Source organism: Neorhizobium sp. SOG26, from assembly GCF_003491345.1.
Classification (GTDB): Bacteria; Pseudomonadota; Alphaproteobacteria; order Rhizobiales; family Rhizobiaceae; genus Neorhizobium; species Neorhizobium turbinariae.
In genome coordinates this window covers 1,314,534-1,328,482 of sequence record NZ_CP025512.1, presented here as the reverse complement: position 1 = coordinate 1,328,482, position 13,949 = coordinate 1,314,534, and the positions used below count along the sequence as shown (strand labels likewise).

Below are 13,949 nucleotides of genomic sequence, written 5' to 3'. Positions count from 1 at the left end.
GAAGAACATGACCATTCCGAACAGCATCGCGATCACGCCCGAACTCGTCGCTTCCCATGGGTTGAAGCCGGACGAATACCAGCGGATCCTCGACCTGATCGGACGCGAGCCGACCTTCACCGAGCTTGGCATCTTCTCCGCCATGTGGAACGAGCACTGCTCCTACAAGTCCTCCAAGCGCTGGCTTCGCACGCTGCCGACCAAGGGCACGCGGGTCATCCAGGGACCTGGCGAAAACGCCGGCGTCGTTGACATCGATGACGGCGACTGCGTCGTCTTCAAGATGGAAAGCCACAACCATCCGTCCTACATCGAGCCTTACCAGGGCGCGGCAACGGGCGTCGGCGGCATCCTGCGCGATGTCTTCACCATGGGCGCACGGCCAATCGCTGCCATGAACGCGCTGCGCTTCGGTGCACCCGACCACCCGAAGACCAAGCACCTCGTCTCCGGTGTTGTTGCTGGCGTTGGCGGATACGGAAACTCCTTCGGCGTGCCGACTGTCGGCGGCGAAGTTGAGTTCGATGCACGCTACAACGGCAATATCCTCGTCAACGCATTTGCGGCCGGCCTTGCAAAATCCGACGCGATCTTCCTGTCGGAAGCGAAGGGCGTTGGCCTTCCCGTCGTTTATCTGGGCGCAAAGACCGGACGTGATGGTGTTGGCGGCGCGACCATGGCGTCTGCCGAATTCGACGAGTCGATCGAAGAGAAGCGTCCGACCGTCCAGGTCGGCGACCCCTTCACCGAAAAGTGCCTGCTCGAAGCCTGCCTCGAACTGATGGCAACGGGCGCCGTGATCGCGATCCAGGACATGGGCGCGGCTGGCCTCACCTGCTCTGCCGTCGAAATGGGCGCCAAGGGTGACCTCGGCATCGAACTGGACCTCGACAAGGTCCCGGTGCGCGAAGAGCGCATGTCGGCCTATGAGATGATGCTGTCTGAAAGCCAGGAGCGCATGCTCATGGTTCTCCAGCCGGAAAAGGAAGAGCAGGCCAAAGCGATCTTCGTCAAATGGGGCCTCGATTTCGCCATCGTCGGAAAGACGACTGACGATCTGCGCTTCCGTATCCTGCACCAGGGCGAGGAAGTCGCGAACCTGCCGATCAAGGAACTGGGTGATCAGGCTCCGGAATATGACCGGCCGTGGGTCGCCTCCACGCCGCGCGAACCGCTTCCGGCGTCCAAGGTACCCGCACCTTCCGACTATAACGAAACGCTGCTGAAGCTCGTCGGTTCGCCGAACCAGTCCAGCCGCCGTTGGGTGTGGGAGCAGTACGACACGCTCATCCAGGGCAATTCGCTGCAGCGCCCGGGCGGCGATGCCGGCGTCGTGCGCATCGAACACCATCACAGCAAGGCGCTGGCTTTCTCCTCGGACGTGACGCCGCGTTACGTCGAGGCGGATCCTTATGAAGGCGGCAAGCAGGCCGTGGCGGAATGCTGGCGCAACCTTGTCGCTACTGGCGCGGAGCCGCTGGCCGCAACTGACAACCTCAACTTTGGCAACCCTGAGAAGCCCGAGATCATGGGGCAACTCGTTGGCGCCATCAAGGGCATCGGCGATGCCTGCGAAGCGCTGAGCTTCCCGATCGTTTCTGGCAACGTGTCGCTCTACAACGAGACGAACGGTGTTGCGATCCTGCCCACCCCGACGATTGCGGGCGTGGGCCTGCTGCCCGACTGGCAGAAGATGGCGAAGGTCGGCTCTGCCAACGAGGGCGACGTGCTGATCATGATCGGTGTCGACGGAAGCCATCTCGGCTCCTCGATCTACCTTCGTGACATCCTCGACTCGCTCGACGGCCCACCGCCAGAGGTCGATCTCGATGCCGAACGCCGCCACGGCAATTTCGTGCGTTCGCTGATCCAGGCGGGTCAGGTCACCGCGTGCCACGACATCTCCTCGGGTGGCCTCGCGCTGGCGCTCGCCGAAATGGCAATGGCTTCGGGCAAGGGAATGACGGCAAGCCTATCTGAGCAGAAGGGTCCGCTTCACGCACTTCTGTTCGGCGAAGACCAGGCCCGATACGTGCTTGCCGTGAAGGCCGATCTTGCGAACTTCGTGCAGGCCACAGCGGAAGGTGCGGCCGTGCCGTTCCGCAAGCTCGGCAAGGTCGGAGGCGATACGCTGAAGATCGATGACGTCGTATCGGTATCCGTGGCCGACCTGACGATCGCACACGAGAGCTGGTTCCCGAACTTCATGGCCTGATCAGGTCACTGCCGAGAACTTGTCCCCGTTGAACCCTACGCCGGGCCGGTTACTATCGCAGCTGTCGTTCAAGAGTCGGGCAATCAATATGCTGAAGTCTATCAAGGGCTGGTTGTGGTCGTCTGGCCCAACCTGGCACTATCGTCGTATCTGGCTCGACGCGCTCGTGGCCACCGCTGTCATCAATCTCGTCGCGTTCCTGCTGTTCTGGGCCATCGGCTTCTCGGTCCATGAAATTTTCCTGGAAGACGGACCGGTCGAGGACCTCCAGTCGCTGTCGCTCGCCGTCGCGGCCGTCGTGGCCGGAATTGCGGCGCTGAGGCTCAGCATCCTCGCCCGCTACGTTGCCATTACGACCGCCTGCATCGCCGCCATCTTCTTCATGCGCGAAATGCCGATCTGCCGTGCCGACACGTCGTTCTTCTGTGTGTCCAAGATGATGCTGCCAATCACCATCGCGGTCATCGCCAGCCTGCTCCTGATCGCCACTGTGCTGTTTGAGTTGCGGCATCGCGGGGGCATGTTGCGCGCCATCCACCCTCGCCTGTCCTGGCCGCTCGCCTTCACCGCCGTCGTGCTTGGTATGAGCCAGGTCGCGGAGAAACGCGATGTCGTCTTTGCCGAGGAGCTTCTGGAATCATACGGTTTCATGGTGTTGGTGATGAGCGCCATCTGGCTCTTCCGCTTTTCGCGTCGGCAGGGTGCTGCGCCCGTGGGGAGCGGGCGAAAGGCGGTATCGGCAAGGTAATGAGCCTCCTCTCCCGTGGCTGGGGATCGTGTGTCGGAGGTCTTTGACCAACGCCGATGTTTGAGGCAGTGTGCGAAGAAATTCGTTTAAATGCTGCAGGAAGGATTCCCACCATGCCAATGAAACCCGGCGACATCGAAGACATGATCAAAGCCGGAATCCCGGGTGCAAAGGTCACCATCCGAGATCTCGCTGGCGATGGGGATCACTATGCGGCCGAAGTGGTCGCCGAGGCGTTTCGCGGTAAGACGCGCGTCCAGCAGCACCAGATGGTCTATGAAGCGCTCAAGGGAAACATGGGCGGTGTGCTCCACGCGCTCGCATTGCAGACGTCCGCACCACAGGACTGACTCCCGGGAAATCAGCAGCGGCACGAGCGCCCCGCTTCGACTATTCCGCTGGAATTTGACAGAGCGCATTGCTATCTAAGCGGAACGCGAAGCGCAGCGGTCCTTGAAACCGCATGTGAAAGGATAAGAACATGAGCGGAATTCACGAATTCATCGACAACGAAGTGAAGACGAACGACGTCGTTCTCTTCATGAAGGGCACGCCCCAGTTCCCGCAGTGCGGTTTCTCGGGTCAGGTGGTGCAGATCCTCGATTACCTCGGCGTAGACTACAAGGGCGTGAACGTTCTTGCAGACGCTGAAATCCGTCAGGGCATCAAGGATTACTCGAACTGGCCGACCATTCCGCAGCTTTACGTCAAGGGCGAGTTCGTTGGCGGTTGCGATATCGTGCGCGAGATGTTCCAATCGGGTGAGTTGCAGACTCACCTGCAGGGGCAAGGCGTCGCTGTCCGCGGCGCGGCCTAAACAGCTCCCGGAGCTTTTCCGGTTTCAATTTCGTTTTCTGCAAGGCGCCGCGTGAGCGGCGCCTTTGGCATTGTTTTAGGAAGCTATTGTGACAAACCCTTCACTCGCAACTCCCCAAGGTCTGGGGCGCATGGGCCGGGCGGAATTCATCGCCCTCATGGCCATGCTGATGGCCCTCAATGCGCTGGCCATTGACATCATGCTGCCCGGTCTCCAGGAGATCGGCGCTTCGCTCGGTGTCGAAAACGAGAACCACCGCCAATACGTCGTCTCGTCCTACGTGTTCGGGCTCGGCGCCGCACAGCTGCTGTTCGGGCCGCTGTCTGACCGCTTCGGCCGTCGCCGGCCGATGATCTTCGGCATCATCCTCTACATCATCTGTTGCGTGGCGATCGCGCTGGTGCCGTCCTTCGGCCTGATGCTCGTGCTTCGCTTCATCCAGGGTGCCGGCGCCGCGGCAACCCGCGTCATCACCGTGTCCATCGTTCGTGACGTCTTCGGTGGGCGCGCGATGGCTGAAGTCATGTCGCTGATCATGATGGTGTTCATGGTGGTGCCGGTGATTGCGCCGGGCACGGGCCAGATCATCATGTTCCTCGGCAACTGGCACCTGATCTTCGTGTTCATGGCCGTCGTCTCCCTGGCGATCGGAATCTGGATGTACAAGCGCCTGCCGGAAACGCTGAACCCGGAAGACGTACGGCCGTTCACGCCGTCGTCCATCCTCGACGCATTCCGCATCGTGCTGACGAACCGGATCGCGCTCTGCTACACCATCTCCAGCACCTTCATCTTCGGTGCGCTGTTCGGGTTCATCAACTCTGCCCAGCAGGTCTACATGGGCATCTACCACCTGGGCGCCTGGTTTCCAGTTGCGTTCGCGGCGGTGGCGGTCTTCATGTCCGCCTCATCCTTCCTCAACGCCCGCTTCGTCGGTCGCTTCGGGATGCGGCGCCTGTCGCACGGCTCGCTGTTCGGTTTTATCGCCGTGACCTTCATCTGGATGCTCGTGCAGGTCTTCGGACCGCAGCCCATGCCGTTCCTGCTATTCCTCACCTTCTTCGCGCTCGCCATGTTCCAGTTCGGCTGGATCGGCTCGAACTTCAACTCGCTGGCAATGGAACCATTGGGGCACGTTGCCGGAACGGCATCCGCGGTGCTCGGCTTCATGAGCACCGTTGGCGGCTCGATCATCGGCGTCATCATCGGCCAGGCCTTCGATGGCACAGCGCTTCCCATGGTCGCGGGATTCTTCACCGTCTCCATCATCGGGCTCGTGTTCGTGCTGATTGGAGAGAAGGGCAAGGTCTTCCAGCCGCACAACCCGCGCGTCTGACAGTATTGCCGGGGCGCAAGGCTCCGGCACCCAAACAAAAAGGCCCGCATCACAGTCGTGGTGCAGGCCTTTTTGCTTTATCGGCACTCCGATCAGTCGCCGATGATCTCTCGCCGCAGCATCTGCCAGCTGTCCCTGCAGGTTGCAACAAGCAGCCCACCATCCACATGGTGCGGGCGATAAGGCGAACCATCGAACCGAGCGACATGGCCACCAGCCTCGGCCGCGATCAACGTGCCCGGCAGGTGGTCCCAGGGCATCAGCTTGTTGTAAAGCACGAACTGAACATGGCCGCTCGAGAAGGTGCGGTATTCGTGCGCCGAGCAGCGGTAGTTGGCAAAGAACCGTACCTTGGCGAGGTTGGCCAGGATCTGCTCGCGTCGTTCACCAAAGAAGTAGCCGGGAGATGCCATGCCGACCATGGCTTCGAGCGGGCGCGGCTCTGCGACGGAAAGTTTGATCGCCTCGCCATCCGGCCGACGCAGGTAAGCGCCAGCTCCTTTTTCGGCCATCACCCAATCGTCGCCCATCGGGTCATAGATGAGGCCGGCAACCGCCTCGCCCTTCCAGACCACCGACGCCATGACGCCGAAGGCCGGGATGCCGGACGCAAAGTTGAAGGTGCCATCGACAGGATCCACCACCACCGCGAATTCTGCGTCGGCCAGCTTGCCCAGCAGTGTCGGATCGGCCGCAACGGATTCTTCACCGACGAACAAGGCGCCGGGCGCAAGCGCTTCCAATTCACGCCGGATCAGGCGCTCGGCCGCTTCATCGGCCTCTGTCACCAGATCGCTCGGCTCGCTCTTTGAGCGGATGTCGCCGCCGCCAAGCCTGCGGAAACGCGGCAGGATTTCGGTCTTGGCAGCAAGGCGCAAGATGTCGGCTAGCTTCGCAATGTCGAGCGGCATGGTCATGGGGATCTTTCGGAGGTGCTTTAGTCGGACGTTTTGGCCTGGAGGCCGGAGAAATCAAACAGGCTGGGGTCCAGCAGGTGGGACGGATTGACGTGCGCGAGTGCGCGCAACATCGTGTCCTTGCGGCCAGGCATGCGCGTCTCGATATCGGAGAGCATCTGCTTCATGGCATTGCGCTGCAGCCCGTCCTGCGAACCGCAAAGGTCACAGGGGATGATCGGAAATTCCATCGCCGCCGCGAACTTCGCCAGGTCATCTTCGGCGCAATAGGCAAGCGGGCGAAGCACCATCAGATCGCCGTCATCATTCAACAGCTTCGCCGGCATTCCCGCGAGGCGTCCGCCATGGAAGAAATTCATGAAGAAGGTTTCGAGGATGTCTTCGCGGTGGTGGCCGAGCACCAAGGCGTCACAACCCTCCTCCCGCGCAACGCGGTAAAGGTTGCCGCGGCGAAGCCTCGAACAGAGCGAGCAATAGGTGGCGCCGGCAGGCACCTTTTCCTTCACGATCGAAAAGGTATCGCGATACTCGATGCGGTGCTTGACCCCGATCGACGAAAGGAACTCAGGCAGGATGTGCTTCGGAAAGTTGGGCTGCCCCTGATCCAGGTTGCAGGCGATCAGTTCGACCGGCAGCAGGCCGCGCCACTGCAGATCCAGCAGGACCGCGAGAAGCGAATAGGAATCCTTGCCACCCGAAAGTCCAACCAGCCAACGCTTCTGGCCCGACAACATCCCGAAGTCATCGAACGCCTGGCGGACCTGTCGCAGCAGGCGCTTGCGGAGCTTGTTGAACGAGACTGAGCTTGGAGCATTGCGGAACAACGCCGGAACGAGCCCGTCGACGACCTCGTCCAGGTCATCCCCGATGTCCGCATTAATGCCCATTGCTGATCCTCGACATCAGGAGCGGGCCGTTGAAGCCCGCTGTCTGTTTTCTTACGCGCCGATCGCTGCTGCGACTGCCTGGAGGGCTTCTTCAGCCTTGGCGCCATCCGGACCACCGGCCTGCGCCATGTCGGGACGACCACCGCCGCCCTTGCCACCGAGCGCAGCCGAAGCGACACGCACCAGATCAACAGCGCTGAAGCGGCCTACAAGATCCGCGGTCACCGCGACCACGGCGCTTGCCTTGCCGTCCTCTGACACGCCGATCAGCGTCACGACGCCGGAACCCAGGCTCGCCTTGCCTTCATCCGCCAGGCCCTTCAGGTCCTTGGCATCGATGCCGGTGAGTGCCTTGCCCATGAACTTGACCCCAGCGATCTCGCGTACATCGCCGTCCGACCCGCCCGTGCCGCCGCCCATGGCAAGCCGACGCTTGGCATCCGCAAGTTCCTTTTCGAGTTTGCGCCGCTCATCAAGCAGGGCCTCGACGCGCGACAGAACCTCGCCCGGCTGGACCTTCAGCGCGCCGGCTAGAGCCTTCACCCGCTCATCCTGCTCCGCAAGATAGGCGCGTGCCGCCTCACCCGTAACGGCCTCGAGGCGACGAACGCCGGCACCAACGGCGCTTTCACCAAGAACACGAACCAAGCCGATATCGCCCGTAGCATTGACATGGGTGCCGCCGCAAAGCTCGACCGAGTAAGGCTTGCCCGCCTTGGGGCCATCAATCGCGGTGCCCATGGAAACGACGCGAACCTCGTCGCCGTACTTTTCACCAAACAGCGCCATGGCGCCCTCGGCGATCGCATCGTCGACGCTCATCAGGCGGGTCGTGACCGGTGCGTTCTGCAGGATGATGGCGTTCGCCATATCCTCGACCTTTTGCAGTTCCTCTGCGGACATCGGCTTGGGATGCGACACGTCGAAACGCAGGCGCTCGGGCGCGACCAGCGACCCCTTCTGTGCGACATGCGTTCCCAGCACTTCGCGCAGGGCCTCATGCAACAGGTGAGTTGCCGAGTGGTTGGAACGCAGCCGCGAACGGCGTGCATGGTCAACCGTCAGCGCCACGGCATCACCAACCTTCAGCGTGCCTTCGGCGACAGTCGCCGTATGAACGAAGAGACCTTCGCCCTTCTTCTGGGTATCCGACACCGTCAGCTTGGCGCCATCGGCAGAGATCACGCCGGTGTCACCCATCTGGCCGCCGGATTCGCCATAGAACGGCGTCTGGTTGACCACGACCTGCACCTGCTCACCGGCAGCCGCTGTTTCGACAGCCTGCCCTTCACGAACGATGGCCTGGATCACACCCTCGGCAGTTTCGGTATCGTAACCCAGGAACTCGGTTGCGCCGAGCTTCTCCTTGAGCTCGAACCAGATCGTTTCGGTCGCTTTGTCGCCGGAGCCGGCCCAATGCGAGCGTGCTTCTGCCTTCTGACGTTCCATTGCGTCCGTGAAACCTGCCACATCGACGCCGATCTCACGGGCCCGCAGGGCGTCCTGTGTCAGGTCGAGCGGGAAGCCGTAGGTGTCATAGAGCTTGAAAGCCGTTTCGCCGTCCAGCATGTCGCCCTTGCCGAGCGTCGTCGTGGCATCGGACAGCAGCGTCAGGCCGCGCTCCAATGTCTTGCGGAAGCGGTTTTCTTCCAGCTTCAGCGTTTCAGAAATCAGCGATTCCGCCCGCACCAGTTCCGGATAGGCGCGACCCATTTCGTGAACCAGCGCCGGCAGCAGCTTCCACAGTAGCGGCTCGCGCGCGCCGAGCAACTGGGCGTGGCGCATGGCGCGACGCATGATGCGGCGCAGGACGTAACCACGGCCTTCGTTGGACGGCAAGACGCCGTCGGCGATCAGGAAGGCAGACGATCGCAGGTGGTCGGCGATGACGCGATGGCTGGCGCGGCGGTCGCCTTCAGCCTTGACGCCAGTTGCTTCTTCCGAGGCGGAGATCAGCGCGCGGAAAAGGTCGATGTCGTAGTTGTCGTGCTTGCCCTGCAGGACGGCGGCTACACGCTCAAGACCCATCCCCGTATCGATCGACGGACGCGGCAGGTCGATGCGCTCGTCCTTCGTGACCTGCTCGTATTGCATGAAGACGAGGTTCCAGATCTCGATGAAGCGGTCGCCATCTTCATCGGGAGAACCCGGAGGGCCGCCCCAGATATGGTCGCCGTGGTCGTAGAAGATTTCCGAGCAGGGACCGCAGGGGCCGGTATCGCCCATGGCCCAGAAGTTGTCGCTGGTGGGGATCCGGATGATCCGGTCGTCCGTGAGCCCGGCGATCTTCTTCCAGAGGTCGAACGCCTCATCGTCGGTGTGGTAGACAGTGACAAGCAGGCGCCTGGCGTCGAGCCCGAATTCCTTGGTGATCAGGTTCCAGGCAAGCTCGATCGCACGCTCCTTGAAATAGTCGCCGAACGAGAAGTTGCCGAGCATTTCAAAAAAGGTGTGGTGGCGCGCCGTATAGCCGACATTGTCGAGGTCGTTGTGCTTGCCGCCTGCGCGCACGCATTTCTGCGCCGTCGCGGCGGTCGTATATGGCCGCTTTTCAAGGCCCGTAAAGACGTTCTTGAACTGCACCATGCCGGCGTTCGTGAACATCAGGGTCGGGTCGTTGCGAGGCACCAGTGGACTGGAGGCGACAGCCTCATGCCCATTCTTCTTGAAGTAGTCGAGGAATGTCGACCGGATCTCATTCACGCCGCTCATGCTACGCCCTTTTACCGCCGGATGCCGTCTTGATGTTCAAAAACCAAAGGCTTGTACCGCCCACACCTTTAGCTGTCCAGCCGCCCCGCCCCGGACAAAACGAGAAACCGGCCGCGCATTTTCATGCACGACCGGTTGGACCGTAAGCGGTGGACTAAACTCCGAGTGCGGCGGTACCGCTTACAGGTCGGCAGCCATATCGCCGTCGTCTGCGTCCGGCCCGCCATTCTGGAGGAACCGGTCGGCGATCAGCCCTGCATTCTGGCGCAGCGACATTTCGATCTCGCGGGCCACTTCAGGATTGTCGCGCAGGAAGGTCTTCGCATTCTCGCGGCCCTGCCCAAGACGCTGGCTGTTGTAGGAGAACCAAGCCCCGGACTTCTCGACGATGCCAGCCTTAACACCCAGATCGACCAGTTCGCCGGTCTTGGAGACGCCTTCGCCATACATGATGTCGAATTCGACCTGCTTGAAGGGAGGCGCCATCTTGTTCTTGACGACCTTCACGCGGGTCTGGTTGCCGATCACCTCTTCGCGTTCCTTGACCTGGCCGATACGGCGGATGTCGAGGCGAACCGAGGCATAGAACTTCAGGGCGTTGCCACCTGTCGTGGTTTCCGGCGAACCGAACATCACGCCGATCTTCATGCGGATCTGGTTGATGAAGATCACCATCGTCTTTGACTTGGAGATCGAGGCGGTCAGCTTGCGCAGCGCCTGGCTCATCAGGCGGGCCTGAAGACCCGGCAGGCTGTCGCCCATTTCGCCTTCGATTTCCGCGCGCGGCGTCAGGGCGGCAACCGAGTCGACCACCAGGACATCAACGGCACCAGAACGCACCAGCGTATCGGTGATTTCGAGGGCCTGTTCACCGGTATCCGGCTGCGAGATCAGGAGGTTCTGCAAATCGACGCCAAGTTTGCGCGCATAAACCGGATCAAGCGCGTGTTCCGCGTCAACGAAAGCACAGATGCCACCCTTCTTCTGGGCTTCCGCGATCGTCTGCAATGCAAGCGTTGTCTTACCCGAGCTTTCCGGGCCGTAGATCTCGATGATGCGCCCCTTGGGCAGTCCACCGACGCCAAGCGCAATATCAAGGCTCAGCGAGCCCGTCGAAACTGTTTCGATCTCGACGACGCTTTCGTTTGCGCCGAGCTTCATGATCGATCCTTTGCCGAAGGACCGTTCGATCTGCGAAAGTGCTGCTTCCAGCGCCTTGCTCTTGTCCACGCCTTTATCCTCTACGAGCCGCAATGAGTTCTGTGCCATGTTTGGTCCACCTTTAGGTTATTGCCGCCGTGCAAGCAATGAAGCAGCCGACGACCAACATGTACTCTTTTTGTTCTCGTTTGGCAAGGGACGATGATGTAGCTGTTTCTAAATCGGAATCAGTCGCACCTTCTCTTTTTGTTCCCATGTCGTTTGGAGATCCAGGACCTGTGGACAACGGGGCACGCGCAAAACCGCCTGGTAACGAATCAGATGGACCTGATGACTAGCTTGCGAGCCATTTGACGCCGCTTGGGATATCCACGGCAGCGAAGGCGGCTGCAATCACGTCCACACCCGCACCGGGGCGTGTCGCGTCGGTTGAGAGGATCTGCCGGAAGCGCCGAGCGCCGGCGTAACCCTGGAACAGGCCTACCATGTGGCGCGTGACGTGATGCAGCCGCCCGCCTGATGCGATTAAGCCTGTCGCGTAATCCATCATGGTGTCGCGCAGCGCCCACCAATCAACCTCCGGCCTACAGCCTTCGGCCGCCGCGCCTGAGCCAAGGAGATCATCAACGCCTGCCAGCAGTCCGGCATTCTGGTAGGCTGCTCGACCGAGCATCACGCCGTCCATCACCGCCAGGTGTTCGCGTGCCTGCGTGAGATCGCCGATGCCGCCATTGATGCCGATGAAGACGTTGGGGTTTTCGCGTTTCGTCCGGTGCACCAGCGCATAATCCAGCGGGGGAATTTCGCGGTTTTCCTTGGGCGACAGGCCCTGCAGCCAGGCTTTGCGGGCGTGGATCCAGATCGCGTCGGCGCCGGCGCTGATCATCCGGCTGAGGAATTCCGGCAGCACCTCGGACGGTTCCTGGTCATCGACGCCTATCCGGCACTTCACCGTGACCGGTACCGGGGACACCTTCTTCATGGCCTCGACGAGGCTTGCGACATGCGCGCCGTCGCGCATCAGGCAGGCGCCGAACGTACCGGACTGCACGCGGTCGGATGGGCAGCCAACGTTGAGGTTGATCTCGTCATAACCGTAATCGCTGGCGATGCGGATGGCTTCCGTCATTTTGCCGGCATCCGAGCCACCGAGCTGGAGTGCCACGGGATGTTCTTCCGGTGAATACGACAGGAGACGCTCGCGCGGCCCGTGGATGATCGCGTCGGCGACCACCATCTCGGTATAAAGAAGGGCCTGCTTCGACATCTGCCGATGCAGGAAACGGCAGTGCCGATCCGTCCAATCGATCATCGGGGCTACGGCAAAGATCTTGCGGCCGTCTTTCAGCGCCTCAGCATACATGCGTTCAATCCTTTTTGGGGGCTCCATACCTCAAAGCAGCCCGATCTGCCAGTTGTGCGGCTTGCCCGAACGGGACTATCCATGGCAGCCTTTCAAAAGGGGACACCGAATGTCCCTCCCCATTTGTTGATCAGGACTAATTCATGCGCGCCACAGTCATCCCGTCTCCAGAACCCGTCTTGCTCGATGTCAAAGACAGGACAGAGCAGTTTCCGGTGCGCCGGGTTTATTGCGTTGGCCGCAACTACGCCGACCATGCGATTGAAATGGGGCATGATCCATCCCGCGAGCCGCCCTTCTTTTTCCAGAAGAACGCGGACAATCTGTTTAACGGCGACACCTTCCCCTACCCGTCGGCCTCCAGCAACGTGCATTTCGAGGTAGAACTGGTCGTCGCACTGGCCGATGGCGGGTCGGATATCCCTGTCAGCGACGCCATATCCAAGGTTTATGGTTATGCCGTCGGCATCGATTTCACCCGCCGTGACCTCCAGGACGTCGCCAAAAAGATGAGCCGCCCGTGGGAGGCTGCAAAGGCCTTCGAGAAGTCCGCTCCGGTGTCTGCCATCGTACCGGCAACCGAACTCGGTCATCCTGAAATGGGGGCGATCTGGCTTGAGGTCAACGGCGAGCGCAAGCAGAGCGGCGACCTAAACCAAATGATCTGGAAACTGCCGGAAATCATTGCAGAACTTTCGAAACTGTTCGTACTCGCTCCGGGCGACGTGATCATGACCGGCACGCCGGCTGGTGTTGGTCCAGTGGTGCGCGGCGACAAGGTCGATTGCGCTATCGACGGCATCGGCACCCTGTCGCTGACCGTCAGCTGAATATATTTTCGGGGAGGACGTAATATGCCCGTTTATGCCTTGGGAGAATTCGAGCCGAGCCTGCCGACGCCCGATCGGTACTGGATCGCACCGAACGCCACCGTTATTGGCCGCGTTGAGCTCGCCGAGGACGTGGGCATCTGGTTCAACACGGTGCTGCGCGGCGATAATGAACCGATCGTTGTCGGCGCGCGCTCCAATATCCAGGAAGGAGTGATGATCCACACGGATCCGAGCCACCCCGTTTGGATCGGCGAAGACTGCACGATCGGCCACCACGCGATTATCCATGGCTGCACGATTGGCGACAACTCGTTGGTCGGCATGGGCGCTACGATCCTCAACGGGGCGAAGATCGGCAAGAACTGCCTGGTGGGCGCAAACGCGCTCGTTACCGAAGGTAAGGAATTTCCCGACAATTCGCTCATCGTCGGTTCACCCGCAAAGGCAATCCGGATGCTCGACGACGCGGCGGTGGAAAAACTCAGGCAGTCTGCCGAGAGGTATGTCGCGAACTGGAAGCGTTTCGCCCGCGACCTGCGTCCGCTCTAGGCGGCGCAGCCACGGCAAAGCCCGCGTATTTCGATGGTGGTCTTGGCTGGTCTGAAGCCCCTGCCCCTGGCCCAGTCGCCCAGGCGATGATCAACCTCGTGGTCATGGAACTCGGATACTTGGCCGCAGCTTTCGCAGATGGCGAAGGCGACGGTGCCATGACCATGGCCCGCGCCACAACAGGTACTTTCCCGATGAGCGCAAGCCACGAAAGCGTTCAGGCTTTCAAGCCGGTGCACGATGCCAAGCTCGGTCAGCTTGTCGAGCGCGCGATAGACCTGCAGTGGCGCCCGGAAGCCGTGGTCGCGTAGCTTATCGAGGATCGTATAGGCGCTCATGGGCGCTTCCGAGCGGCTCAGCACGTCAAAGACCAGCGTCTGGTTCTTCGTCAGAGAAGGCGAGGACACGGGT

At 61.2% G+C, this 13,949-nt stretch carries 13 protein-coding genes; 7 read left to right on the top strand and 6 right to left on the bottom strand.

What is annotated here, in order from left to right; translation table 11 throughout:
- The first annotated feature begins 7 nt into the window (after window positions 1-7).
- The 5 genes from purL to CYG48_RS06725 all read left to right on the top strand — a co-directional run bounded on the left by purL (window position 8) and on the right by CYG48_RS06725 (window position 5,116).
- Window positions 8-2,215, top strand: a complete 2,208-nt coding sequence (gene purL, locus CYG48_RS06745) for a phosphoribosylformylglycinamidine synthase subunit PurL (RefSeq protein ID WP_118849662.1) — start codon at window positions 8-10, stop codon at window positions 2,213-2,215.
- An 88-nt stretch (window positions 2,216-2,303) separates the two neighbouring features.
- On the top strand, window positions 2,304-2,963 hold the full coding sequence (locus CYG48_RS06740) for a hypothetical protein (RefSeq protein WP_118849661.1): 660 nt from the start codon (window positions 2,304-2,306) through the stop codon (window positions 2,961-2,963).
- Between the two features lie 113 nt (window positions 2,964-3,076).
- Complete coding sequence (locus tag CYG48_RS06735; protein WP_118849660.1) at window positions 3,077-3,313, top strand: BolA/IbaG family iron-sulfur metabolism protein; 237 nt, start codon at window positions 3,077-3,079, stop codon at window positions 3,311-3,313.
- Window positions 3,314-3,444: 131 nt separating this feature from the next.
- On the top strand, window positions 3,445-3,780 hold the full coding sequence (gene grxD / locus CYG48_RS06730; RefSeq protein WP_118849659.1) for a Grx4 family monothiol glutaredoxin: 336 nt from the start codon (window positions 3,445-3,447) through the stop codon (window positions 3,778-3,780).
- A gap of 88 nt (window positions 3,781-3,868) precedes the next feature.
- Complete coding sequence (locus tag CYG48_RS06725; RefSeq protein WP_445304324.1) at window positions 3,869-5,116, top strand: multidrug effflux MFS transporter; 1,248 nt, start codon at window positions 3,869-3,871, stop codon at window positions 5,114-5,116.
- 92 nt (window positions 5,117-5,208) lie between these two features.
- Here the strand turns inward: CYG48_RS06725 and CYG48_RS06720 are convergent, their stop codons facing one another.
- The 5 genes from CYG48_RS06720 to dusA form a co-directional block, all read right to left on the bottom strand.
- Window positions 5,209-6,033, bottom strand: coding sequence for an inositol monophosphatase family protein (locus CYG48_RS06720; protein WP_118849657.1), 825 nt, complete (start codon window positions 6,031-6,033; stop codon window positions 5,209-5,211).
- Window positions 6,034-6,053: 20 nt separating this feature from the next.
- On the bottom strand, window positions 6,054-6,920 hold the full coding sequence (gene ttcA / locus CYG48_RS06715) for a tRNA 2-thiocytidine(32) synthetase TtcA (RefSeq protein ID WP_118849656.1): 867 nt from the start codon (window positions 6,918-6,920) through the stop codon (window positions 6,054-6,056).
- Between the two features lie 51 nt (window positions 6,921-6,971).
- On the bottom strand, window positions 6,972-9,632 hold the full coding sequence (gene alaS / locus CYG48_RS06710) for an alanine--tRNA ligase (RefSeq protein ID WP_118849655.1): 2,661 nt from the start codon (window positions 9,630-9,632) through the stop codon (window positions 6,972-6,974).
- Window positions 9,633-9,812: 180 nt separating this feature from the next.
- Window positions 9,813-10,901: a recombinase RecA gene (gene recA, locus CYG48_RS06705; RefSeq protein ID WP_118849654.1), complete on the bottom strand. Its 1,089-nt coding sequence runs from the start codon at window positions 10,899-10,901 to the stop codon at window positions 9,813-9,815.
- 226 nt (window positions 10,902-11,127) lie between these two features.
- A complete protein-coding gene (gene dusA / locus CYG48_RS06700; RefSeq protein WP_118849653.1) occupies window positions 11,128-12,156 on the bottom strand; it encodes a tRNA dihydrouridine(20/20a) synthase DusA in 1,029 nt (342 codons plus the stop codon).
- Window positions 12,157-12,299: 143 nt separating this feature from the next.
- Between dusA and CYG48_RS06695 the strand changes: the two genes are divergently transcribed.
- Both CYG48_RS06695 and CYG48_RS06690 read left to right on the top strand, forming a co-directional pair.
- The gene (locus CYG48_RS06695) at window positions 12,300-12,986 is read left to right on the top strand and encodes a fumarylacetoacetate hydrolase family protein (protein WP_118849652.1); all 687 of its coding nucleotides are present in this window, start codon (window positions 12,300-12,302) and stop codon (window positions 12,984-12,986) included.
- A 24-nt stretch (window positions 12,987-13,010) separates the two neighbouring features.
- Window positions 13,011-13,538 (top strand): gamma carbonic anhydrase family protein, encoded by a 528-nt coding sequence (locus CYG48_RS06690; RefSeq protein WP_118849651.1) that lies wholly within the window; start codon window positions 13,011-13,013, stop codon window positions 13,536-13,538.
- On the opposite strand, the gene CYG48_RS06685 is transcribed toward CYG48_RS06690, so the two are convergent.
- Entirely contained in the window at window positions 13,535-13,945 is a 411-nt protein-coding gene (locus CYG48_RS06685) for a Fur family transcriptional regulator (protein ID WP_118851527.1), read from the bottom strand. The two genes, CYG48_RS06690 and CYG48_RS06685, sit on opposite strands and share 4 nt — an antisense overlap.
- Between the last annotated feature and the right edge of the window lie 4 nt (window positions 13,946-13,949).